General features: G+C 70.6%; 17 protein-coding genes, 1 tRNA gene and 2 pseudogenes. 14 read left to right on the top strand and 6 right to left on the bottom strand.

Annotated elements, in window-relative coordinates:
* Positions 1-1,201: 1,201 nt before the first annotated feature.
* Genes AB0435_RS31680 through AB0435_RS31710 form a run of 7 tightly spaced genes read left to right on the top strand, consistent with a single transcriptional unit; the run spans position 1,202 to position 8,071 of the window.
* Positions 1,202-2,038, top strand: a complete 837-nt coding sequence (locus tag AB0435_RS31680; RefSeq protein WP_366428527.1) for an alpha/beta hydrolase — start codon at positions 1,202-1,204, stop codon at positions 2,036-2,038.
* On the top strand, positions 2,035-3,576 hold the full coding sequence (locus AB0435_RS31685; RefSeq protein WP_366006495.1) for an amino acid adenylation domain-containing protein: 1,542 nt from the start codon (positions 2,035-2,037) through the stop codon (positions 3,574-3,576). The genes AB0435_RS31680 and AB0435_RS31685 overlap by 4 nt, the downstream gene beginning before the upstream one ends.
* Before the next feature lie 24 nt (positions 3,577-3,600).
* Positions 3,601-3,864: a phosphopantetheine-binding protein gene (locus tag AB0435_RS31690; RefSeq protein WP_366006496.1), complete on the top strand. Its 264-nt coding sequence runs from the start codon at positions 3,601-3,603 to the stop codon at positions 3,862-3,864.
* Positions 3,861-5,024, top strand: a complete 1,164-nt coding sequence (locus AB0435_RS31695) for an acyl-CoA dehydrogenase (RefSeq protein ID WP_366428528.1) — start codon at positions 3,861-3,863, stop codon at positions 5,022-5,024. Before AB0435_RS31690 ends, AB0435_RS31695 begins: the two co-directional genes overlap by 4 nt.
* A 29-nt stretch (positions 5,025-5,053) precedes the next feature.
* Complete coding sequence (locus tag AB0435_RS31700) at positions 5,054-6,250, top strand: acyl-CoA dehydrogenase family protein (RefSeq protein WP_366006498.1); 1,197 nt, start codon at positions 5,054-5,056, stop codon at positions 6,248-6,250.
* Positions 6,247-7,497, top strand: a complete 1,251-nt coding sequence (locus AB0435_RS31705) for an MFS transporter (protein ID WP_366428529.1) — start codon at positions 6,247-6,249, stop codon at positions 7,495-7,497. The genes AB0435_RS31700 and AB0435_RS31705 overlap by 4 nt, the downstream gene beginning before the upstream one ends.
* A gap of 25 nt (positions 7,498-7,522) precedes the next feature.
* Complete coding sequence (locus AB0435_RS31710) at positions 7,523-8,071, top strand: flavin reductase family protein (RefSeq protein ID WP_366006500.1); 549 nt, start codon at positions 7,523-7,525, stop codon at positions 8,069-8,071.
* A gap of 55 nt (positions 8,072-8,126) precedes the next feature.
* Here the strand turns inward: AB0435_RS31710 and AB0435_RS31715 are convergent, their stop codons facing one another.
* Positions 8,127-9,554 (bottom strand): MFS transporter, encoded by a 1,428-nt coding sequence (locus AB0435_RS31715; RefSeq protein WP_366428530.1) that lies wholly within the window; start codon positions 9,552-9,554, stop codon positions 8,127-8,129.
* A 574-nt stretch (positions 9,555-10,128) separates the two neighbouring features.
* Here AB0435_RS31715 and AB0435_RS31720 point away from each other — a divergent pair.
* A pseudogene (locus tag AB0435_RS31720) lies at positions 10,129-10,248 on the top strand (glycosyltransferase family 2 protein); the annotation flags it as partial.
* Between the two features lie 1,371 nt (positions 10,249-11,619).
* Here AB0435_RS31720 and AB0435_RS31725 read toward each other — a convergent pair.
* A complete protein-coding gene (locus AB0435_RS31725) occupies positions 11,620-11,763 on the bottom strand; it encodes a hypothetical protein (protein WP_366428531.1) in 144 nt (47 codons plus the stop codon).
* A 15-nt stretch (positions 11,764-11,778) separates the two neighbouring features.
* A complete protein-coding gene (locus AB0435_RS31730) occupies positions 11,779-11,997 on the bottom strand; it encodes a hypothetical protein (protein ID WP_366006503.1) in 219 nt (72 codons plus the stop codon).
* Positions 11,998-12,464: 467 nt separating this feature from the next.
* Here AB0435_RS31730 and AB0435_RS31735 point away from each other — a divergent pair, with 467 nt between their 5' ends.
* The 3 genes from AB0435_RS31735 to AB0435_RS31745 all read left to right on the top strand — a co-directional run bounded on the left by AB0435_RS31735 (position 12,465) and on the right by AB0435_RS31745 (position 17,820).
* Complete coding sequence (locus AB0435_RS31735; protein WP_366428532.1) at positions 12,465-14,078, top strand: IS1634 family transposase; 1,614 nt, start codon at positions 12,465-12,467, stop codon at positions 14,076-14,078.
* Between the two features lie 1,229 nt (positions 14,079-15,307).
* A complete protein-coding gene (locus tag AB0435_RS31740; protein WP_366006667.1) occupies positions 15,308-16,663 on the top strand; it encodes a hypothetical protein in 1,356 nt (451 codons plus the stop codon).
* Positions 16,664-16,908: 245 nt separating this feature from the next.
* On the top strand, positions 16,909-17,820 hold the full coding sequence (locus tag AB0435_RS31745) for an aldo/keto reductase (RefSeq protein WP_366428533.1): 912 nt from the start codon (positions 16,909-16,911) through the stop codon (positions 17,818-17,820).
* Here the strand turns inward: AB0435_RS31745 and AB0435_RS31750 are convergent.
* Positions 17,812-18,117 carry a hypothetical protein gene (locus AB0435_RS31750; RefSeq protein WP_366006638.1) on the bottom strand — a complete coding sequence of 102 codons (306 nt, stop codon included), beginning with the start codon at positions 18,115-18,117 and terminating at the stop codon, positions 17,812-17,814. The genes AB0435_RS31745 and AB0435_RS31750 overlap by 9 nt on opposite strands.
* A 9-nt stretch (positions 18,118-18,126) precedes the next feature.
* Here AB0435_RS31750 and AB0435_RS31755 point away from each other — a divergent pair.
* Positions 18,127-18,570, top strand: a pseudogene (locus AB0435_RS31755) (methyltransferase domain-containing protein); the annotation flags it as partial.
* A 122-nt stretch (positions 18,571-18,692) separates the two neighbouring features.
* Here AB0435_RS31755 and AB0435_RS31760 read toward each other — a convergent pair.
* Positions 18,693-18,777 (bottom strand) — tRNA-Leu (locus AB0435_RS31760).
* A 133-nt stretch (positions 18,778-18,910) separates the two neighbouring features.
* On the opposite strand from AB0435_RS31760, the gene AB0435_RS31765 reads away from it, so the two are divergent.
* A complete protein-coding gene (locus AB0435_RS31765) occupies positions 18,911-20,215 on the top strand; it encodes a DUF2254 domain-containing protein (RefSeq protein WP_366428534.1) in 1,305 nt (434 codons plus the stop codon).
* Between the two features lie 113 nt (positions 20,216-20,328).
* Here the strand turns inward: AB0435_RS31765 and AB0435_RS31770 are convergent, their stop codons facing one another.
* Positions 20,329-21,879 carry an aldehyde dehydrogenase family protein gene (locus AB0435_RS31770; RefSeq protein ID WP_366004156.1) on the bottom strand — a complete coding sequence of 517 codons (1,551 nt, stop codon included), beginning with the start codon at positions 21,877-21,879 and terminating at the stop codon, positions 20,329-20,331.
* 197 nt (positions 21,880-22,076) lie between these two features.
* Between AB0435_RS31770 and fdhD the strand changes: the two genes are divergently transcribed.
* Entirely contained in the window at positions 22,077-22,910 is an 834-nt protein-coding gene (gene fdhD / locus AB0435_RS31775) for a formate dehydrogenase accessory sulfurtransferase FdhD (RefSeq protein WP_366004155.1), read from the top strand.
* Positions 22,911-23,101: the final 191 nt, after the last annotated feature.

Consider the following 23,101-nt stretch of genomic DNA (forward strand, 5'->3'; position numbering starts at 1 on the left):
GACTCGACCGGCACACCGCCGATCACCCAGAAGAATCCTCCGCCGCCCCAGCCGCATGATCAACCCCCGAAGGATTTACGACGCAGACCACTTAGCGGCAGGGCGAGGCGAGGCGGCCAGGAGGATGCCCCGCGTGACGGGGGCGCGGCTCGCCCCGCTGCCGCGCCCCGCTCCGGCGCACCTACGGACCCAGGGCGGGGTCATTTCGCCAGGTACGGCCTCCACTGTCCGATATGAGTCACCAGCCACCGCCCCCGGCGGGCCCGGCGTCTTCGGCTGGCGTACGGGTGCCGTGCCCCCGGCACCGGGCCGCCACGCGCGACGGAACGACTCCGGGCACGCGCCCATCAAGCGCGGCGTCCCTCCGCGGGCACCCCGCCGCTACGCACCGCGGGCGGCCGCGCACCGTCGCCTGCCGTACGTTCCCCTACGCCCTGACGGCCACGCCTCTTGTCGCGCATTCCGATGGCCGCCGATTCCGGGGGCACCGACGGACACGGCGCGGAGCGGGAAACGGGGAGGACTTTTACGACACGTGACTACACCCCCGGGGACCACACTTCCCGCACGATCCACCGACTCGGATGGGCCGCCGGCACCATCGGCACGAGAACAGGCCGCGCGAGGCGGTAAGGGGAGGATTCGAGGGTCTGGAGGAAATCCTCCAGGACAGCCCCTGCGGAGCCCTCGGGCGGCTCGCGGGAAATGGCGTCCGGTGCGCACGGAATGGCGTCGGATCCGCGAAATAAAGGGCAGTTGAGGGTAGCCGCGACGCGCGGCACGACACCATCGTTTTATCGCGGCCGTAACGCCTTTCACCCGGCGGCTCCCCCAGCCCGCGGAAGGGGGCCGGAGGATCTTCCCGAATGGATAGACGCGCCAACTGGAGGACGCACACCGCGACATGACGGTTGCTCGCGGACGGGCCCGATCCTCCTGCCCGTACACCCGGGAGGGCCCTGCCGGACGGGTGCACCACACCCCGCCGCGGCGGGAATTTCACATTCCGCGGTCCGCGCAGTTTACCGTGCTCGCCGTCGCTTCTGATTCAACTCCCCGAATCCAGAAAGGAGTTGACGGAGGCATTGCCGTGAGCAAGCATCGGTCCCGCCGCCGTTCGGCGTTCCCCTGTTCACCCAGCTGTTCACCCAGCCGTTCACCCGACTGTTCATCCAACCGGCACTCACAGCGAGGACATCGGATGTCCACCATCGAGTTATCGCGCGGTCCCGTCGAATACACGGTGCTCGGGGGTGATCCCGGAGCGGCGCCGCTGGTTCTCCTTCATGAAGGACTCGGCTGCATCGCCATGTGGCGGCGCTTTCCCGCCCGGCTGGCGGCGGCCACCGGGCGGCGCGCCCTGGTCTTCTCCCGCCACGGTTACGGCAGTTCGGGCCCGGCCCGGCTGCCGAGGTCGCCCCGCTATATGCACGAGGAGGCGCACGAGGTCCTGCCCGAGCTCCTCGACCGGCTCGGCATGGGCCGGCCCGTGCTCGTCGGCCACAGCGACGGAGCCTCGATCGCGCTGCTGCACGCGGCCGCGCACCCCGTCGAAGCGGCCGTGGCCATGGCCCCGCACCTCTTCGTGGAGGACCGCACGCTGCGGGGCATCGAAGCGGCGCGCGCCGCCTTCACCTCCGGCCCGCTGGCCCGTGAGCTGGCCTTCTACCACCAGGACCCGGGAGCCGTCTTCCACGGCTGGAGCCAGGCGTGGCTCTCGCCGGAGTTCCGCGGCTGGGACATCGGGCCCGATCTCGCCGGCGTCACCGCCCCCGTCCTCCTCGTCCAGGGCGACCGCGACCGCTACGGCACCATGGCCCACCTCGACGCGGCGCAGCGCGCCTTGCCCGGCCCCGTACGGCGCCTGGAGCTGGCCGGCTGCGGCCACACCCCGCACCTGGAACGGACCGACGACGTGATCGAGGCCGTCCACACCTTCCTCACCGATTCCCTCACTGAATCCCTCTCCGGATCCCTCACCGAATCTCTCTCCGGACCCCTCGCCGACCCCGCGCCGCGCCAGGAGACCCACCCATGAGCGACACCGACGACGTCCGACTGGACGCCCTGCTCACCGCCTCCGCCCACCGCCACCCCGGCCGACCGGCCCTGACAGCCGAAGGCCGCACCTGGACGTACGCCGAACTGGACCGGACTGTCGAGGAGTTGGCGCGCCGGCTGGCCGCGGCCGGGGTCGCGCCCGGCGACCGGGTGGGCGTGCACGCCCCCAAGGGGACGGCGGCGGTCCTCGGCATCTACGCGGGGCTGCGCGCCGGGGCGGTCGTCGCCCCGCTCGACGTCGCGGACCCGCCCGTACGGACCGCGCATATGGTGCGCGGCGCGGGGATCTCCGTCCTGCTCACCTCCGGCCGGGCCCTGACGGGAGCCCGCGAGGCCGCGGCGGAGGCGGTCGCCCCGGGGCCGAACCCGCCGCCGGAGGGCGAGCTGGGGCATGGCCTCCACTGGATCCGCACCGTCCCCGCCGCGGACCGGCCCGCGCCCCTGCCCGCCCCGGCCGACCGCGGCGGCTACGTCCTGTTCACCTCCGGGAGCACCGGCCGCCCCAAGGGCGTCCTGCTCTCCCACGCCAACGTCGCCCACTTCGCCCTCTGGGCCGCCACCGAGCTCGGCCTGACCGAGACGGACCGGGTCGGCTCGCAGGCCGCGCTCACCTTCGACCTCACGACCTTCGACCTGTTCGGCACGGCGGCCGCGGGCGCCTGCGCCGTCCTGATGCCCGACGTGCTGCGGGCCTTCCCGCGCGACGTCGTCGGCTGGCTCACGGAACAGCGGATCAGCGCCTTCTACGCGGTGCCCTCGCTCTATCAGGGCATGCTCGAACAGGGCGGCCTCGCCGAGCGGTTCCCCGCCTCGCTGCGCGTCGCGGCCTTCGCGGGCGAGCCGTTCCCACCGCGCCCCCTGGAGCGCTGCCTCGGCCTCCTGGGCGACATCCCCTTCTACAACCTCTACGGACCCACCGAGACCAATGTGTGCACCTACAGCCGGGTGCCCGCCGACTGGACCGCGGAGGAGGAGATCACCATCGGCCGGGCCGTGGAGGGCGACACCGTCGACGTCCTCGACGAGTACGGCCGGCCCACGGACGGCCAGGGCGAGATCTTCGTCGCCGGGGCCACCGTCTTCCAGGGCTACCTCCAGGACGGGGAGCTGACCGACCCCACCCGCACCGTCGTCTTCCGCGACGGTGTGCCCCGCCGCGCGTACGCCACCGGTGACATCGGCCGGATCACCGAGGACGGCCGGGTGTTCCTGCGCGGCCGCGGCGACTCGCAGGTCAAGCGGCGCGGCCACCGCATCGACCTGCTCGACGTCGAGAGCGCCGTGCTCGGCCTGCCGCGGGTCGGCGCGGCCGCGGTCGTCGCCAAGGACGGCCCGCACCGCGGCGAGATCTGGGCGTACGCCGAGACCGCCGCGACCGCGGAGGACATCCTCGCGGGGCTGCGCGGCGTCCTGCCCCTGCGCATGCTGCCCGACCGGGTCGTCACCACCGGCCCGCTGCCCGTCAACGCCCGCGGCAAGGTCGACCGCCGCGCGCTCTCCGCCGCCACCGCCTGAACCTCCCACCGAAGGAGCCCTACTGTGCACACCGTGGAAGACCTCTGCGCCCTGATCAGCAGCAAGATCACATGGGGTCGGGGGGAGGAGCCCCAGCGGCTCCTCCCCGACACCCCTCTGCTCGAACTGGGCCTGCTCGACTCGCTCACCATCATGCAGATCGTCACCGCCCTCGACGCCGAGGCCGGTCTCACCCTGCCGGACACCGAGATCGTCGCGGCCAACTTCCGCAGCCCCGCGGCCCTGTGGGCCGTCCTCGCCGACATCGGGGCGGGGGCCGCGCGATGACCGCGACCGACCGCCTGCTGCGCACCGGCCCCACCGCGACCGAGGCCGTGGTGAGCGCGTACCGCGACCGGGCCCGGCCCCTGGCCGAGCAGCTGGCCGGCAAGGGCTTCCGCGACCAGTGGGAGGCGCTCGCCGGGCTCGGGGTGCTGCGGCTGGACCCGCCGGAGCCGGAGCCCGCGGAGCCCGGGCCCGTCACCCGCTCCCTGGCGATGATCGAGGGCATCGGCCTGGCGGGCGTCGACCCCGGGGTCGTCTACGCCCTGGCGTCCCAGGTCTTCGGCATGCAGTACCCCCTGCGCGCGGTGCTCCCCGAGGACGCGTGGCGCTCCCTCGCCCACCTCCAGGACGGCCGGGTCCTGCTGTGCCACGCGCTGACCGAGCGCAAGGGCGGCAGCGACCCCCTGTCGATGGACACCCGGGCCCGCCGCGCGGACGGCGGCTATGTGCTGGACGGCGCCAAGACCTTCATCACCGCGGCCCCGGTGGCCGATCTGGCCCTGGTCTTCGCCCGCACCGAGGAGAACCGGTCGCCGTTCGCTCTGTCCGCCTTCCTCTTCCCCGTCGACACGCCGGGGGTGACCCGCGCCGACGCGTTCGCCAAGACCGCGCTGCCGGGTGTGCCCATGGGAGAGCTCGCCTTCGACGGCGTACGCCTGACCGCGGAGCAGCGGATCGGCGCGGAGGGCTCCGGCCTCGCCGTCCTCTCCTCCACCACCACCTGGGAGCGGGCCCTGCTGCTCGGCTACGCCCTCGGCCCGATGCGGCGCACGCTCCAGCGGATCACCACCTGGGCGGCCGAGCGCGACCACTTCGGCCGCAGGATGGGCGCCAGCCACCAAGTGGCCGCCCACGTCAGCGACATGGCGCTGGCCTTACACCGCTCCCGCGGCCTGCTGTACGGCATGGCGGCACGGTTCGACGCGGGCACGCCCACGCGCCGGCTGTCCGCCGAGGCGGCGCTCACCAAGATCTCCGTGTCGGAGGACTACGTCCGGCTGACGGGCCACGCCACCGCGCTCTCGGGCGTCCGGGCCTTCATCGCCGACTCCGAACTCCCCGCGGACCTGCACAGCCCCATGGCGGCCCTCACCTACGCCGGTCCGAACGACCTGCTGCGCGTGGGCGTCGCCCGAGAATTCGGCCTTCCCGTAGAGAACTGATTCCCGAAAGGCCCCTCATGGCCCTGTCCATGCCCATCGAGTCCCTGCCCACCGACCTCGAAGAACTCCTCGAACTCGCCGAGAAGACGGGCGCGGCCCTCGCGCCGCTGGCCGCCGACGTGGACGCCGGCCGTTCCGACGGACACGAGACGTACCGCGTCCTCAAGGACGCGGGCCTGCTGGGGCTGCTCGTGCCGCGGGAGGCGGGCGGCGCCGGGCTCGGCTTCGCCGGCTACTCCCGCGTGCTGGCCGTGCTGGGCGCCCACAACGGCGCCGCCGCCCTCGGCTTCAACATGCACAACGTCGCCATCGGCTCGCTGTGCGAGTCGGCGTCCACACCGCTGCCGCCCGCCGCGGAGGCCTTCCGCTCCTGGCTGTACGAGGAGGTGGTGGGCGGCCGGAAGATCTTCGCGTCCGCCACCTCCGAGGCCGGGAGCGGCGCCAAGCTGCGCGGCGTGCGCACCACGTACCGCCCCTCCGCCGACGGCCGGGGCTACGTCCTGACCGGCGAGAAGTCGTTCGTCTCGCTGGCGCGGGTGGCCGACTACTACGTGGTCGCGGCCCGCGCCGAAGGGACGGAGGGCAGCGGCGAGGTCTCGCACTTCGTGGTGGCCGCCGACGACCCGGGCGTGCGCTTCGGCGAGGTGCACAGCCTGTCCGCGATGTACGGCACCAGCACCGCGGGCATGGTCCTCGACGCCGTGCCGGTGCCACGCTCCCGGCTCTTCCTCGGGGTCGAGGGGATGTCGATGTACAAGCTGGTGCGCGAGCCCCACTGGATGATCTCCGGCTACACCGGGGCGTATCTGGGCATCGCCGAGGCGGTCCTGCGCTTCACCACCGACCACGTCGCCGCCTCGCCCCGCCGCGCCTCCTCCCCCGTGCTGCGACGGGAGCTCGGCCGGATGTCCGCGCGGCTCAGCGCGGCACGGGCGCTGGTCCACGAGGCGGGCGCGCGGATCGACAGCGGGCGGGGCACGGTGGAGGCCAACGCGGCGGTGCACGCCGCGAAGTACGTCGTCGGCGAGGTCGGCCCGGCGCTCGCCCAGGACGCCGTCCGCATCTGCGGGTCGGCGGCGCTCAGCCGCTCGCTGCCGCTGGAACGGCTGCTGCGGGAGGCGTCGTTCGCCTCCGTCATGCCCGCCAAGCCGGAGGAGTGCCTGGAGTACCTCGGCAAGGCGGCCCTCGGCGTCAATCTCCACGACGCGACGGCCTTCGACTGGTGAGCGCCGTCAGCCGGCACGGGCAGGCCGCCACCGGGAGCGCGCCCGCCACCGCCGTACCGACACTGCCCGGCCCGTCGCGCACCGCCGTGCCCGTCGTCACCTATGTGCTGTTCGTGGTGATGGCGGGCGGCACCATCCCCACACCCGTCTACGCGCTGTACGCGCAGCGCCTGCACCTGTCCCCGCCGGTGGTGGCCCTGGTCTTCGCGGCGTACGCGGGCGGCATCCTGGTCTCCCTGCTGCTGTTCGGGGGCCTGTCGGACCAGATCGGGCGGCGGGCCACGCTCGCCCCGGCGCTGCTGGTGGCCGCGGTCAGCGGCGTCGTCTTCATCGTCTTCCCGACGCTCCCCGGGCTCTTCGCCGGACGGGTCCTGTCCGGTATCTCCGTCGGACTGACCACGGGCGCGGCCACCGCCTATCTGGCGGAGCTGCACCCGGACCGGCCCCGGGCGGCGCTGATCGCGTCGGTGACCAACATGGCGGGCCTGGGCTGCGGTTCCCTGCTGTCGGGGCTGCTGGTGGAGTACGCCCCCTCCCCCACCGTCCTGCCGTACGCCGTCCTGACCGCCCTGCTGCTGCCGGGGCTCGCCCTGGCTCGGCTGCCGGAGCCCGTCGCCCCGCGCGGCGGCGGGATCCGGCCGCAGCGGCTCGGCGTGCCCGCGGCCGCGCGGCGGAGCTTCGCCGCCGCGGCGGTCGCGGTGTTCGCCTCCTTCGCCCTGCTGGGGCTGCTGGCCTCGCTCGCGGGGAACTTCCTGGTCCAGGGCCTGCACGACCACAGTCATCTCGCGGTCGGGCTGGTGGCGTTCAGCGCCTTCGGCTCCGCGGGGGCGGCCCAGCTGTTCGCGGTGCGGCTGCCGCCGCGCACCGGTCTGACGGTGGGCATGGCCGGCGTGCCGCTGGGGCTCGCGCTGATCGTGGCGGGGCTGTCCGCCGCGTCGCTGCCGCTCTTCCTGTGCGGCTCGGTGCTCGGGGGCGCGGGCGCGGGCACCTCCTTCAAGTCCGGCCTGGCGCTGGTGGCGTCGCAGGCGCCGCCCGGCCGGGTCTCGGAGCTGGTCTCCAGCTATTTCGTCGCCGCGTATCTGGGCCTGACGCTGCCGGTCGTCGGTGTGGCCGTGCTGCTGTCGCACGGCTCGCTGATGACGGCGGCGGGCATCTTTGCCGGGATGGTGACGGTGCTGTGCGTGGCGAGCGTCACGGTCACGGCGGCGGTCGCCTCCCGGGCGGCACACCCGACGAGGACGTCATGACCAACGCATTCGGGAGGACCCCGCCATGACACCCGCATCCGGCAGGAGCGGTGCCGTCGACGACGGCACGGCCACGCTCACCGCCCTCGACCCCGACGGCTTCCGCGCGCTGATGGCCTCCCATCCCAGCGGGGTGGCCGTGGTGACCACCCAGGACGGGCTCGGCAATCCGTACGGCTTCGCGTGCACCGCCTGGTGCGGCGTCTCCCTCGCCCCGCCGCTGCTCCTGGTCTGCGCCTCCGGCACCGGCAGCACGCTCCCGGTGCTTCAGGCGCACGGCTGGTTCGCCGTGAACCTGCTGCACGGGCCGGGCCGGCGCGCGGCGGAGGCGTTCGCCACCAGGGACGCGGGCCGCTTCGGACGGGTCCCCTGGCACCTGTCCCCGGGGCTGCGGCTCCCGGTCCTCCCGCAGGACGCGCACACCTGGGCGGAGTGCCGGGTGACACGTCTCACGCGGGCGGGCGACCACACGATCGTGCTGGGCGAGGTCGTCCGCACGGGGACGGCGCCGGAGCCCCGCCCGGCGCCGCTGCTGTACGGCATGCGCCGGTACGCCACATGGCCCGCGACATGACCGCGCGGGGGCTGCCACGGGGGCAGCCCCCGCGGGGACACGGGAACGGGACGCGTCAGGTGTGCGCTTCGGCCGCCACCGGCTTGGGGATCAGGAAGGAGGTGGCGATGGCCACGGCCAGGATGACCACACCGGCGATCATGCCGGAGGTGTAGCCGGTGGACGACGCCGTGTCCGAGGGGGCGGTCGCGGTCTTGACCGCGTACAGCAGGGCGAAGCTGAGACCGGCGCCGAGGTTGAAGGCGCCCGCGTTGAGCCCGGGCAGGAAGCCCGGGTTCTCGCTCGGCGACAGCACGATGCCGAGCCCGTTGAGGACGATGTTCGCCACGCCCGCGTAGGTGATGCCCACGAGCACCGAGGCCACCAGCAGCAGCACGCGGGAGTGCGCGGGCATGGTGAGGATCATCAGGACGACCGAGGCGACCGACCCGACGAGCCCGATGCGCAGGATCCGCCCGTAGCCGAAGGTGGCGGCGAGCCGGCCCGCGACCGGGCCCATGGCCAGTCCGGCGAGCGCGTACGGCGTGAGGGTCCACCAGGCGGACTGCTCGGCGCTCATGCCGAGCCCCGCCTTGGCGTCCTGCGCGAAGGCCGGGATCAGGCCGTTCATGACGGCGAACACACCCGTCATGGTGAGCACGGTGGTCAGCAGGATCGCCCAGGTCGAGCGCTGGCGCAGGTGCCGGGTGGCGACCAGCGGGTGGGTGCTGCGGTCCTCGTGCCGCCAGAACAGCGCGAAGGCGACGGCGGAGACGACGACGAGGACACCCACGAGCGTCCAGTTGGCGGCGCCGAGCTTGCCCGCCTCGTTGAGCGCGATGAGCAGCGAGCCGACGGAGACGACCAGCAGGCCGACGCCCGGCCAGTCCATCCGGTCGGCGGCGGGGACCTTCGACTCGGGGGTCAGGGTGGCGACGAGCACGGTGGCGACGACCGCCACGACGGCCATCGCCCAGAAGACGGACCCGAAGCCGTGGTTGTCGGCGAGGTAGCCGCCCGCGAGGGAGTCGACGCCGGCGATGCCGCCGTTGACGGCGGTGATCACGCCGAGGAGGGTGCCGTACTTCTTGGGCTCGGTCACCTCCTGCCGCAGCATGATCAGGCACAGCGGGACGACCGGGCCGGAGGCGCCCTGGATGACGCGGCCGACGAAGAGCATGGGCACGCTGGTCGCCAGCGCGGCCACCACGCACCCGATGGCCATCAGCGCCAGCATCCCGGCCAGCACCTTGCGCCGGCCGAGCACGTCACCGAGACGCGGCAGGAACAGCGAGAAGAGCGCGGCCGAGGTGAAGAACGCGGTCTGGGTGAGACCGATCTCGGCGGAGCTGGCGCCGAGGCTGTCCTCGATGCTCTTCAGCGCGGGGCTGAGCATGCTCGCGTTGAGCTGGAAGGCGATGCAGGCCGTGAGAAGTGCGGTGACGAGCACGCCCACCCGGACGGGGCGGTCACCCTGGATGCGGTCGGAAAGGGAAACGTTCATGCCTCGTGGATCTCTGGGAACGCAGCGGGCGGCTGCTGCCGGAGAGGCCAAAGGTACCGGCTCCGGTCAAAACGGCTATATCTCCGGGACGACCGGCCACACTCGTGGCGCCCGCCTCCGGACACAGAAAAACCCCAGCAAATGCCGGGGTTCTCGCCGGTGCCCGAGGGGGACTTGAACGTTCCTCCAGGGCACCCGCTCGCAGGACATCTGACCTGCGGAAACATCAGCTACAGGGGCTTATCTGCCGCCCCATGGTACCTGGCTTTCCCCGGTGGTCCCGGCTGCCTCGGGGCGTCGTCGGTCACGCGTCGGCCATGCGGCCGGCCGGCGATCGGGCCGCACACGGCCGGGCGCCGAGGGGCCTGAGCCACGTCTTTATGCGACGACGCGCATGGACGCGGCGCGTCACCCCCTCTACCGTCGTTGGTCAGCTGGCCCGACGGGGCCCGGGCAAGGGAGCTGGCATGTCTGGACGTGCGGTGGAGGCGATCCGTGGATGTTCGATGAGTCCAAGGTGGTCCTGAAAATCGACTTCGCGGCGACGGCTGACACGCCTTTGACGTTCACCTCGTTGTCGCTGGTTCAGTACAACTGGGAGCTGTACCGCGAACACGAGCACTTGTCGCTTCCCCGGTCGGCGCGGGCGCTGGCCGGGGCCGCGTGGCATTCGTTGCGCAAGTCGCGGACCTAGAGCTGCTGGCGACTGCGCAGGGGAGGTGCCCCTCTTGCTCCTGGACCTAGCGCGCGAAGCTGTTCCGTTGGGTCAGGATGAGGCTTTGGGCCATCCGGTCGGACTTCTCGCGCCGAGGCGCCGCCAAGACTGTGCCGTACCAGTCCGCTATCTCATCCATATACTGCGCATACGGATACCCGTCGCACTCCATCGCACCCCTTGAACCGGGGTGTTGCGACAACCACTAGAACTCAAGGTCAGCCCACGCGCCCGGGGCGAACGCGGGGTGCTTCGACTACGGGCGCCTGTGGCCCAAGCTCTGGCAGGTCTTGCCGGCCACAGCCAGGAGGGCGGGCCGGCCGTCGCCGCGCTGCGGGGCTTGCGAGGGCGACCACACGTGAGCCAGGGGAGCGATCCGTGTCGCCCTCCCACACGCGTCACACGAGACCATCACCATGTTGAAGTAGATAGTTCCCCGGGTGTGACTGCTCCTGCACTCGACGCAGGGAACGCCGCTAAAGCGCTGTTGGACGTACAGCAGTGCCCGGTTGACCTCGGCGCCACTTTCGAACGCCCGGTCAATCGCCGCCTGTGCCTGATCGAACTCATCCTGATTCATGGTCACCTCATGTGGGCTCGCGGTGGGGTCAACGATGGCACGGCCGACCGGACGGCGTACGGGATACGGCGAAGCCCCGTCCGGCACCTCTGGATGAAGCACCGAGCGGGGCTGGTGGGTGGGCCTTAACTGCCCGTGAAGTTGCGGGAATGGGACGACAGTGGGGAGGTCATCACCTTGCCGCAGTTGTCGCAGTTGACGTGAAGGAGCAGCTTCCCCATGTCACCGCGTGTAGCGCTGGGCCAGGTCGAACGGCTACCGCACTCCGCGCAAGGGGTGCCCGCGTATTGCTGAATCCCCCGCCATAGAGCCGCGATTTGCTGTGAGTTCACAGGCCCCCTTCATCCCAGATGTACCCACACTTGTTGCACATCTTGTTGCCGTTGCCGGTGTCCTGCATCTGTCCGCCGCACCCTTGGGGGCAATCCATGGTGATCACTCCTCGTCGTGTCTGGCGTGGAACCCAGCATCCCACGCCCCCGTGATCCTTTTGTGTTGTTTGATGAGCTGTGGTGCCGACCCGCCCGGTCGGGGAGTGTGACGTCCCGCCCGACCGGGCGGGCGTGGTGCCCGCTCCCTGTCGGCGGCGTCGACCCGGCGGGGAGCGGAGTCTGCGGGGTGTCGCCCGGCTGTCTCCTGGACAGCCGGGCGGCTGTGCCTGCCCCTTCGCCTTGGGGAGGATTCCTGCGACGCTCGGGAGATGTGGCGCCATGAAGGGCGAAAGGGCAGGCGGTCAGCCAGACTGCTGCCGGAGTCGTCCCATCACTTCGTTACGTCCACTCGTTGCCGCAGCTCTGGCAGATGAACTTTCGGCCGTCGGGCGTCCACACGAACGGGCTGTTGCAGCTGGGGCAGTTGGTGTTCGCCAGGATCGGGAGCCACCGGAGCGCATTGCGGAACTGTCGACCGTTCATGATCCCTCCACGCGATCACATGTACTCGTCGGGTTCCCCTCCGTGCTGGTCCATCGGCCAGGCAACCCGGCAGCCCAGACATGTGAGCCGCCATTCTTCTTCGCCAGTGCGCGGGTTCATTGCCTTTGTGGTGATGACCTTGTCGGGGTTCTGGCACTTGACGCACTTCACAGGGGGTTTTTGCGGCCCGCCGGCTCGGTAGGCGTCGGGCCACGTTCCGTTGCCGTTGTTCATGGTCCTCACTGTGTCAGCTCGGGAGTGGCGGGAACCGTAATTCGCGTCGCTGGTCAGTGACTTGATGACACCATCCCGCGCCGTCGTGCGGTGGTGCACCCGTCCGGCCTCTTCAGCCACGAGGACGGCCGGACGGGCGTCTTGCCCACTCCCCGCCGAGGACCATCAACCCAACAGGGAGCGGAGTCCAGGGTGTCGTCCGGCTGTCCCCGTACAGCCGGACGACACCTTTGGTGCTCGCCCCCCACGGGTAGCGATCCTGTGCCAGGCGAGCGGCCGGCCCCTGCCAACGGACGCACGGAGAACCAAGTTCTTCCGGCAGAGGGGCAGGCGGTCTAGGCCCGGATTTCGCACGTGCCTCGTTCGGTTGGAACGGGGCACGTGCAGTGTCGGGCGGATGGTGTGGTCGTTGATGTGATGTGTCGATGATTTCGCGTGCCAAACGGCCACGGGTGCGTCGTCCGCGGATGAACGTGGAGATCGCACCGGTGGTGGAGAGGCGTCTGGGCGCTCTGCCTGCCTCTGCCGAGTTTCTGCGCCGGCTGGACGTGGCCGGGATCATCGACGAGCTGTGCCCCGTGCGGGAGGTCGCGCATCTCACTCACGGGCAGGTCATCGAGGTGCTGATCGCCAACCGGCTGTCCGCGCCCGCGCCGCTGGTGCGGGTCGGCGACTGGGCGCGTGAGTGGGCCGTCGAGGAAGTCTTCGGGGCTGAGCCGAACTTGCTCAACGATGACCGGATCGCCCGTGCCCTGGACGCGATCGCGCCCGAGCTGGAACGCATCGTCGGTACGGTGGGGGCGAGCGCGATCACCGTCTTCGGGATCGATGTCTCGCGCCTGCACTGGGACATGACCAGCATGTCCCTGCACGGTGCTCACGAAAGTCAGCAGGAGGGATTCCCGCAGGTCAAGTACGGTCATCCCAAGGACCGTCGGGCCGATCTCAAGCAGATCCAGGCTGGGATCGCGATATCGGCAGAGGGCGGGATCCCCGTCTTCCACCGTGCCTATGACGGCGGGGCCGGCGAGGTCTCCCAGGTCGTCGGGGCAATGACGGCTCTGCGCGAGCTGGCCGCACCCCGTGACTTCTTGATGATCGGCGACTCGAAGCTGATCTCTTATCCGAACCTGCTGGCCCTCGGGGAGGCGGGAGTGAAGTTCATCGCGCCGGCCCCCGCGGCCAAGGTTCCCGACGGCCTGTATGCGGCGCTCGACCTCGACAGGGCCCGCCCGGTCGACTGCACCGCCCGACGGGACGCGGGCAAGCCGCCCGCACAGCGCGGGCGCTACCGCGTGCTGGAGGACACCCAGACCCTGACCGGCCCCCGCAAGCGCGACCCGCAGGTCACCGTGCGCCGGATCCTGGTCCACTCCAGTGTCAACGCCGCAGCCCAGCAGGCCGCCCGCACCCGTCGGCTGGACCGCGCCGGGGACGAGCTGGACAAACTCCAGTCTGCCTGCGGCGGCCGGCACTACGCCACCGCCGAGAAGGTCACGGCCCGGATCGGCGTGATCACCAAGAAACGCCGCATCGGCTCCTGCCTGGTCACCACCGTCGGCACGAACGAGAACGGACGCCCCACGCTGGCCTGGCACTTCAACCAGGACGTGCTGGCTGCCGAGGCTGCCGTGGACGGCTGGTACGCGCTGCTGACCACGCTCGATGCGGACGAGGCCGACGCGGCCGAAGTCCTTATCCGCTACAAGGGCCAGCCGGTGATCGAGCGCCGCTACAGCGACTTCAAGGGCCCGCTCGCCGTGGCCCCGGTGTTCCTGCACCACAACCGGCGTATCGCCGCTCTGATCACCGTGATCTGCCTGGCACTGCTGGTGTTCTGCCTCATCGAACGACAGGTCCGCCGGGCCCTGGGCGGCGAGCAGACCATGCGCGGGCTCTGCCCGGACAACCGGGCCGTCCGTCCCACCGGCCGCATGATCCTCTACCACCTCGACGGCCTTCGGATGCGGCCCGGAACAGCCACAGATCCACCAACCATCCTGATCACACGTGCTGTTCAAGCCCACCTCCTCGAACTACTCGGCATCGACGAGACACGCCCCCGCTGGCTGGACACCTGAAACCCCATGTGCGAAATCCAGGTCTAGGGGGTGCCGCGCTGGTGAGGGGAACGGATGTTCTCAAGCCGCTCAACTGCGGCAACCAGCGAACATAACTCGTTCATCTCCTCTTGACACCCGCGCAGCCGCGCCGCGACAGCTTGAGCCAACTGGTCGCGGAATTCGGGGGGTCGTAGACGGCCGGACTGTAGGCGGGCGTCATCGGTGTCGCCGCAGCGACCACCGGTCTCTCAGGGACAGGAGCGCTCACCTGTCCCACCGGCCCTGGTGATCCTGCTCGTCGTGGGCGAGCCCTCGACGGCGGGCGGCGATCTCACCGTGGTAATCCCGTCTCGCCCAGGCCGCATTCCGCTCAGCCCTCAGCCACAGGCACTCGGGGCACCGGTTGGCTACTCCGCCGACGATGACGGCGCCGGGGCCGGGGCCGGAGGAGTGGGGTAGGGAAATCACCTCACGCTCACCTCTCCGTGAACACGCTTCTCGTGGACGGCCAACGAGACACCCCAGTGCGCGGCGACATCCGTATCGCCGTTTCGCAGAGCGGCATCTCTTTCTCGGCGCATCCGCTGGCAAATGTCACACTTCTCCGCGGTCACCGCGCCCTCCCCCGAAGGTTGAGAAGCGCCACCTTCACCGACAGTTCTTCAGCCGTGGTGGCCTGGCGGAAGCGGGCGGTATGCCGCGGCTTCCCCTCGCCCGGTACGCGCACGACCACCTCCCCACCGTCCCACCCGATGACCTCGCCCACAGCGGGCTCACACGTCGTATCGACGGCGAACTCGCCAAGAGCCGGCACCCAGTTCGGTCCCGGGGCGCCTTCCCCGGGGGACGTCGGCGTGACGGCCTGCGGCAACAGCCTCGGCACGACGGTGTACAGCCCGCACTGGAAGATTCGGCCGGGACGGGCCGGCTGGTCCGACACCTCCCCGACCGGCACGTTCCGTTCGATTCGCGCCCTACTGTCCGTTCCCGGGTGCCCCTGCGTACGCTCTGACATGACTGCCTGACTCCATTCAGGTGGTCCACGCCCCCGGGCCGACGCCACGGCCGCGGGGGTTCTTGTCGGCCTCCCAAGCCGTCCGGGGCTCAGGGGCTCTTGTCCGGGCTCGCCGACAGCTCAACGGCGGCCCGACGCATAGCCAACGGCAGGGCCGCACTCAGCGGTAGGGTGGAGAGAAGCCCGGAGCATGAAAGTCATGAACGCAACGCAAGTTGCCTGGAGTTGGCGCATGGCTGACCACGCACGTACACCCAACGAGGGCCTTGGCCACCTGCTCGCACAGGCCAAATGGTCTCGATCCCAGTTCGCGCTCGTCATCAACCGCATGGGCGCAGAAGTGGGATTGGCGTTGTATTACGATCAATCGGCCGTCTCCCACTGGGTTCGAGGCACCGTCCCCAAACCCCCGGTCCGGCGCCTGATCGTAGAAGCCTTTTCACGCAAGTTGCGCCGCACCGTTACTCACGCGGAAGCTGGCCTACCTCTCGACGCATCCGATCAGGCTCCGCCGGGCCTCGACACCGTGGAAGAGATCGTCGACCTGGGGAGGGCCGATATGGACCCGTCCCGGCGTGGACTGATAGCCGCAGCCGGCTTGTTCTCCGCAGCCTTGGCGGTTCCGGTGTTCACCGGCACAGCTCAGGCCGCAGAAGCAAGCCCAGCGATACTCGGGAAACAAACCGTACGGATCGGCGCCGGACAGATCGAGGCTGTCCGCAGGATGACCGACAAGATCGCGGACATTCTCGATGAGCTCGGCGGTGCGCACGCAAGGCCGATGGCCGCAGCCTTCCTCATCAACACGGTGGCTCCTTGGCTTCGAGCCGAAGCCACCGACTCGATCAGAAAGGACATGTGGGCAGCAGCCTCGGATCTGGTCTATCTGACGGGTTGGATGGCGATGTACGAGCGGGACCACGGCACCGCTCAGAGCTACTACGTGAAGGCGCTGAAACTGGCCAGCCGGGCTGAGGACCACGTCACGTACTGCCGCACCCTGCGGGGGATGAGCCTCCAAGCATCCAACCTCGGGTACGGACCACTGGCTATGGAACTGGCCGACTCGGCGGCCGAGGCCGCTCCGAAAGCCGGACCCCGGCTCCAGGCTTTCCTCACAGGGCAACAAGCTCACGCCGCTTCGATGGTGGGCGATCACCGTCGCGCGCGGAGCCTGCTGACCGCAACGGAATCCGCCCTGATGAAAGCCGACAACCGACGCGAGTCGATCGGCGGATACGATCAGTCGTCGTACGCCTTTCACGTCTCCCATGTGCTGTACGAGGGCAAGGACCTACCAGGTTCAATCAAAGCGCTGCAGCGGGCCTTGAAGGCACAGCCTGCCAATGAGCGCCAGGGTCGGGTCCACTTCTACGCCGTCCTTGCGCAGCGCCAACTCGAGTGTGGACACCTGGAAGCTGCTTGCGATTCTTGGGCGCATTTCCTGGATGACTACGAGCATGTGTCATCAGCCAGGGGGGACGAACACTTCGACACGATGCGACTCCGCCTGAAGACATTCAAGACTGCCCGAGCCGTGCGAAATCTGTCTCCTCGCATCGCTGAAGTTGCACTGCTCAAGGCGTGAATCAAGCCCAACGGTCCTCGCCGACGGCGGGACGGACCGACTCTCGGGTGGGGTCTGGCTGCCGTGTGGGGGCGCAGCGTGAAGGCGAGCTGACCACCGTTGCCTTCGGGGTGGAGCCTTGTGGATCGACTACGCCGCGACCGAGGCGACACAGTGAACCCTGGGCATGAGATGGCCGCTCACCCGCTGGACCGAGGACGCCACGTCATCGAAGGCCATGCCGTCGCAGTTGTGGGAACCGCGCTGTGACCGCCGCGCTCTCCCTGGGGACATACCGCGTGCGTGCCGTCGCTCAGGCGGCACGCACCGCCCTGACTGCCGGTAGTCCCTGGGTGGACACGGAACCCAACTACGCCCACGGCCGGGCTCATGAGGAGTTGCGCCCGGTTCTCAGGGAGTACCCGACCGTGCGGGTAGCCACGAAGACGGGGTTCTTCACGGAGGAGCAAGGCCGCACCGCTCTGGCTGAGGGTGTGCTCATCCGGGAAGAGGCGGCCAACAGGCACAGCCTTGAACAGGGCTTCGTTCGCTGGCAAACGGAGCGTGCGTTGGCCGCGCTCGGCCGCGTGGACCTGGTGTTCGTGTACAACCCTGAGCACCACGGGCACGGCCTTGACCGTGCCGCTCTGCACGGGCGTGTGCGGGAAGCCTTCACGGCGCTGGAGGAGTTCGCCCATGTGGGCAGGGTCGACGGGTACGGCGTAGCCACCTGGTCGTGCTTGTGCTCCGGAGCCTTCAGCGTCCCCGAGTTGCTCGCGCTCGCGCGCCAGGCGGCGGGTTCCACCGAACACCACTTCACGGGCTTGCAGATGCCCGTCAGCCTGATCATGGATGCCCCGATCACACAGGCCCTGAACAGCGGCGGACCGCTGGTGCAGGCGAAGAACGCGGAGCTGATCACGTTTGGCTCTGCTCCCCTGCACGGTGGCGAACTCCTCGCTGCCATGACACCCGAACTGGTGAACTTTATCCGCCCCGGCCTGTCGGCCGCAGCCGCCGCCCTGCTGGCTGCCGGCTCATGCCCTGGCCTCGATGTCGTGCTGACTTCCGCGAGCACGCGCGAACACTGGGACGATGTCTCCAAGGCTCTGGCTGCGCCGCTGACAGCCAAGGAACTGAGTGGGTGTTCCGCGAGCGTTCGCCGATTTTCAGTTTGAGTTGGCCTCTGGGGCGTCTGGTGCCGTCTTGGCGAGGGTGAACAGGCCGGGCTCGGGTTCGGTGAGGATGTCGCGGGTCACCAGGCGTTTCAGCTTGGCCCGGGTGTTTTCGGTGTGCCGTGGCTCGGGGCCGAGGCCGAGCGCCCGGGAGACCTCCCTGGCGCGGCGTCCTTCTCCGGTCTGTTCGAAGAGCGCCAGGATCTCGCGGTATCCGGCGGGCAGCGGTTCAGGGGCCGGGGTGCCGTCCTCGGCGGCCAGTTCCAGGATGGTCTCCCGGGTGGTCTCCAGACGGTTCAACGTCTGCTCAGCCGCGGTGAGTTGTTCAGTGAGCTGGTGGTCGCGAACACCACTGAACGGTGGGGGTCGTCGGGAGCCCGGTTCGTGTGTGCCGAGGTGCTGGACCACCTGAGCGCCACGGCGGACACCTACGACGCCGTCTACTCGATCTTCGGGGCGGCCTGGTTCACCGATCCGGCCAAGCTGCTCCCGCTCGTCGCCAAGCGGTTGAATCCGGGCGGCGTGCTCGCCTTCTCCCAGCCTCCGGCCATCCCTGGTGCGTACGGGCCGCAGGGCATGTACAAGGGAGGGTTCGCGGGCAAGGCCATGTACACGTACCGGTACGGCTACACGCCCCGGAAGTGGGAGAGCCTCCTTCTGCGGGCCGGGTTCGAGAAGGCGGAAGTGCGGGTTCTCGATGCCCCCGAGCCTGGCCACATCGGGACTTTGATCGCTCGCGCTGTGGCGAGCTGAGCCGAAGAGGCGATCACGCGGAACCCTGGCCCGACCAGGAAGGTCGCCGGGCCGTGGGTCACGGCACCGTTCAGAAAACAGAAAAACCCCAGCTGAGCTGGGGTTTCATCTGATCTTGCCGGTGTCCGAGGGGGGACTTGAACCCCCACGCCCGATAAAGGGCACTAGCACCTCAAGCTAGCGCGTCTGCCATTCCGCCACCCGGACCAGGTGTTTGTCTCTGCGGTGTGTTCCCCGCGGCGACATGGATAACAATACCAAGGTTTCGGAGTGCCTTTCACCTGGGTATCCATGCGGGCCATAAGCTCCATTTATGGGTGATATCGGGCAAACCGGGGCGATGAGTGCTGTCACGCGGCGCAGGCCGCGGCCGCTGTCGCCGTTGCGGGAGCATCTGCGGGACACGTTCTGGTTCGCGCCGGCCGTGGGGCTGGTGGGGGCCGCGGTGACGGCCGTGGTGGCGCTGGAGCTCGACTGGCTGCTGATCGAGAGCCTCCAGCGGGACGGCGACTACGACACCGTCTCCTCCCTGATCGACCTCGCCGACGACACGAAGTCGATCATCACCACCGTGGGGTCCGCGATGCTGACCTTCATCGGTGTGGTGTTCTCCATCAGCCTGGTGGCGCTCCAGATGGCCAGCGGGCAGTTCTCGCCGCGCGTGGTGCGGCTCTACGTCCGCAGCCGGATCACCAAGTGCACGTTCGCGGTCTTCCTCGCGACGTTCCTGTTCGCCCTGCTGGTGCAGGCGTCCTACCAGGGGGACACCGATCCGCGGACGGTGCGGACGGTGCCGTTCATCTCCAGCATCGCCTGCGTGGTGATGGTCATGGTGAGCCTGGTGCTGTTCGTCGCCTATGTGAACTCCACGATCCGCCTGATGCGCGTCAGCCACGTCATCGACCGGATCGCCTGGGAGTCCTTCCGGGTGCTGGACAAGCACGGCGCGGCGGGCGGTGAGGTCCCCGAGCTGGGGCCCGTCTCGGCCGAGATCACGCACCGCGGGCGGGCGGGGGTGCTGCGGGACGTGAACATCGCGCGCCTGGTGCGGGTGGCCCGGCGGTACGGGGTCGTGCTGCGGCTCATCCCGCGGATCGGGGACTTCGTGGTGCCGGGCACCCCGGTGCTCGCCGTGCACGGCGGTACGGGGCCGCCGCCGCGGGCGCTGCGCTACACCGTGTCCGTGGGCGTGGAGCGGACCTTCCACCAGGACCTGGGGTTCGGGCTGCGGCAGCTGTCCGACATCGCGCAGCGGGCCCTGTCCCCCGCCGTGAACGACCCGACGACGGCCGTGCAGTGCCTGGACCGGATCGTGCAGATCCTGGCCACCGTCGCCGGCCGTCCCCTGGGCGCGCTGCGCCACCCCGACCGCAAGGGCACGGTGCGGCTGGTCCAGGACCTGCCCGGCTGGACGAACCTCGTCGACCTGGGCTTCGCGGAGATCCGCGGCTGCGCGACGGGCGCGCCGCAGGTGACCCGGCGGCTGATGGCGGCCCTGGACGACCTGTCGGCCCTGGCTCCCGAGGGGCGGCGCGCGCCCTTGCGGCGGCATCGCGTGTTGTTGCGGCAGGCGGTGGAACGGACGGTGCCGGAGCCGGCGGACAGGACGTTCGCTCTGCTGCCGGACCGGCAGGGCATCGGATAACCGGGGGTGACCGGGTTGCGGGTTCTCGCCGTTGCCGAGTGCGCTGCTCCCCCGGCCTGCCTGGACCGGAACGAGGCCCACGGCAGACGGGGAGCAAGCCGCCGCGCGCAGCGCTACGGCATCAAGTGGTAGTCCGGGAAGTTGCCCGGCAGCCGTTCCGCCGGAGGACCCTGCGTCACTGCTCGCACCAGGAGCTCGCCGCCGACGAACGCGCCCCGCCACGACGCCCCGAAACCCCCGAAGAGTTCCTCCCGGTCGCCGCGTGAGCGCGGCACCCCGTGGCCGACCTTGAAGGCGCGGATCTGGGGGGCGAGGCGGGCGTAGACGGCCGGGTCGTCGCAGGAGAGGGTGGCCACGAGCGCGCCGTTGCTGGCGTTCATCGCGGCGAGCAGTTCGGCCTCGGTGTCGACCAGGACGATGGTGTCGACGGGGCCGAAGGGTTCGGCGTGGTGCAGGGGTGAGCTGGCCGGCGGGTTGAGGAGGGTGACGGGCGGGACGTACGCGGCGGTGTCCTGGCCGGGCAGGAAGTGCCCGTCGGCGAGCGAGCCGCGGTGCAGCGGCACGGCGCCGCGGTCGACGGCCTCGGCCACCTGGTCGGTGAGTTCCTTGGCCTTGGCGGCGTTGACGAGGGGGCCGAAGTCGAGTTCCGGGAGCGCGTCGCCGGGTGCCGCCACGGCGAGGGGGTGGCCCAGCCGTACGGCGCGTACCTCCGGGAGGTAGACCGCCAGGAAGTCCGCGAAGGCGGCCCGCTGGACCACGAACCGCGGGTAGGCCGTGCAGCGTTGCTTCGCGTAGTCGAAGGTCTTGCGGATCCGCGGGGCGAGGGAGTCCCAGTCGGTGAAGTTCCAGATGCCCCAGGCGTTGAGGCCCTCCTGTTCGAGGATGTGCCGCTTGCCCAGGTCGGCGACGGCGGTGGCGACGCGGGCGCCGGTGTCGCGGCCGCCGACGAAGGAGACGCAGCCGATCTCGGGGGCGCGGACCAGTGCCTCCGACAGTTCGCCGCCGCTGCCGCTGACCAGCGTCAGCGGCAGGCCCTCGCGGGCGGCGAGCGCCGAGGCGAGGGTCAGGCAGGCCAGCCCGCCGTCGGTCGGGGTCTTGGCGATGACGGCGTTGCCGGCCAGCGCCTGGACGAGCATGGCGTGCACGAGCACGCTCATCGGGTAGTTCCAGCTGGCGATGTTGCTGACGGGGCCGGGCAGCGGGGCGCGCCCGGCGAGCATGCCCTCGATGCCGTCGACGTACCAGCGGACGCCGTCGATCGCGCGGTCGACGTCCGCCTGGGCGAGCCGCCAGGGCTTGCCTATCTCCCAGACGAGGAGGAGTGCGAGGAGTTCGCGGTGCTCGGTGAGGGCGTCGAGGGTGGCGGCGACGCGCGCGCGGCGTTCGGCGAGCGGCACCTCGCGCCAGGCGCGGTGCTCGTCGAGGGAGGCCCGTACGGCGTGGTGGGCGGTGGTCGCGTCCAGGCGTGGCGGGCCCGCCACGGGCGTGCCGTCGACCGGGGTGGTGGCGGGGAGCGGGCGGCCGTCGGCCTGCCAGAAGCCGTTCCAGAGGTTGAGGACGCGGTCGTCCCGGAACGCCTCGGGGGCGACGGCCCGGCAGCGCTGCCAGGCGGCGGCCCATTCCGTACCGGGCTTGAGCACGAGGTTCTTGAGGGTGGGTGCCATCGTCGGTCTCCGCTCTCGGTGCACAGTCGGGGCGGGGAAGGTGGCGCTGTCCTCGAACGGTAGCGAGGCGCCCGGGCCCGGGTGGGCGCACCGCGGCCGATGAGTCCCAGGTCACGTCCCACCCGCGCACCGGACGGCGAGGGGCTCCGGGGAGAATGAGGCGTCCACCGCCACCACCAGCACCGGGACTGATCGACATGGGACGGGTCACCGCGCGACGCCGCGTCATCCGCATCCGGGGCGGAGCCGTCGGCACCCGCCCCGACACCTTGGTGGCCGAGGAGCCGATGGAGATCCGGCTGAACGGCAAGCCGCTCGCGATCACCATGCGCACCCCCGGCGACGACTTCGCGCTCGCGGCCGGGTTCCTGGTCAGCGAGGGCGTGCTGGGCAGCGCGGAGGAGCTGGCCCACATCGTCTACTGCGCCGGGGCCACCGACGACGGCACCAACACGTACAACGTGGTGGACGTACGGCTCGCGCCCGGTGTCCCGCTGCCCGACATCGCGCTGGAGCGCAACGTCTACACCACGTCGTCGTGCGGCCTGTGCGGCAAGGCGAGCCTGGACGCCGTGCGGACGACCGCGCGGCATCCCGTCTCCGACGGTCCGTCACCCATGCGGCTGGAGCCGGAACTTCTCGCCGCCCTGCCCGACCGGCTGCGCGCGGCGCAACACGTCTTCGACCGGACGGGCGGTCTGCACGGCGCGGCGCTGTTCTCCGCGGACGGCGAACTGCTCGACGTACGCGAGGACGTGGGCCGGCACAACGCGGTCGACAAGATCGTCGGGCGGGCGCTCCAGCAGGGGCTGCTGCCGCTGTCGGGCACGGTGCTGCTGGTGTCGGGGCGCGCCTCGTTCGAGCTGGCGCAGAAGGCGGTCATGGCGGGGATCCCGGTGCTCGCGGCGGTGTCGGCGCCTTCGTCGCTCGCGGTGGACCTGGCCGTGGAGACCGGACTGACGCTGGTGGGCTTCCTGCGGGGTTCGTCGATGAACGTGTACGCGGGTGAGCAGCGGGTGGTTCTCGCCTAGGCGGCGCCGGGCGGGTCTTGTCGACTGCGGGTGACGTCGTCCGTACCACCGCTGCGCGGCGGTGCCCTCAGATGCCGGACGGGCTGAATTGCGCACCCACATCAGTGCTCGACCAGGTCTTCGCGCCACCGCACACCTCGTCGACCGGCGCCGCCATGGGGCTGCTGGGGCTGGCCGGGCCGCGGCCCGGC

This window comes from Streptomyces sp. NPDC051173 (genome assembly GCF_040689515.1).
Classification (GTDB): Bacteria; Actinomycetota; Actinomycetes; order Streptomycetales; family Streptomycetaceae; genus Streptomyces.

Bases quoted from the DNA above. Each gene is read 5' to 3' on its own strand.
- AB0435_RS31740 (WP_366006667.1), top strand. From the start codon at position 15,308: ATGGCTGACCACGCACGTACACCCAACGAGGGCCTTGGCCACCTGCTC.
- AB0435_RS31680 (WP_366428527.1), top strand. From the start codon at position 1,202: ATGTCCACCATCGAGTTATCGCGCGGTCCCGTCGAATACACGGTGCTC.
- AB0435_RS31765 (WP_366428534.1), top strand. From the start codon at position 18,911: ATGAGTGCTGTCACGCGGCGCAGGCCGCGGCCGCTGTCGCCGTTGCGG.
- AB0435_RS31700 (WP_366006498.1), top strand. From the start codon at position 5,054: ATGCCCATCGAGTCCCTGCCCACCGACCTCGAAGAACTCCTCGAACTC.
- AB0435_RS31710 (WP_366006500.1), top strand. From the start codon at position 7,523: ATGACACCCGCATCCGGCAGGAGCGGTGCCGTCGACGACGGCACGGCC.
- AB0435_RS31730 (WP_366006503.1), bottom strand. From the start codon at position 11,997: ATGAACAACGGCAACGGAACGTGGCCCGACGCCTACCGAGCCGGCGGG.
- AB0435_RS31725 (WP_366428531.1), bottom strand. From the start codon at position 11,763: ATGAACGGTCGACAGTTCCGCAATGCGCTCCGGTGGCTCCCGATCCTG.
- AB0435_RS31715 (WP_366428530.1), bottom strand. From the start codon at position 9,554: ATGAACGTTTCCCTTTCCGACCGCATCCAGGGTGACCGCCCCGTCCGG.
- AB0435_RS31735 (WP_366428532.1), top strand. From the start codon at position 12,465: ATGAACGTGGAGATCGCACCGGTGGTGGAGAGGCGTCTGGGCGCTCTG.
- AB0435_RS31685 (WP_366006495.1), top strand. From the start codon at position 2,035: ATGAGCGACACCGACGACGTCCGACTGGACGCCCTGCTCACCGCCTCC.
- fdhD (WP_366004155.1), top strand. From the start codon at position 22,077: ATGGGACGGGTCACCGCGCGACGCCGCGTCATCCGCATCCGGGGCGGA.
- AB0435_RS31770 (WP_366004156.1), bottom strand. From the start codon at position 21,879: ATGGCACCCACCCTCAAGAACCTCGTGCTCAAGCCCGGTACGGAATGG.
- AB0435_RS31695 (WP_366428528.1), top strand. From the start codon at position 3,861: ATGACCGCGACCGACCGCCTGCTGCGCACCGGCCCCACCGCGACCGAG.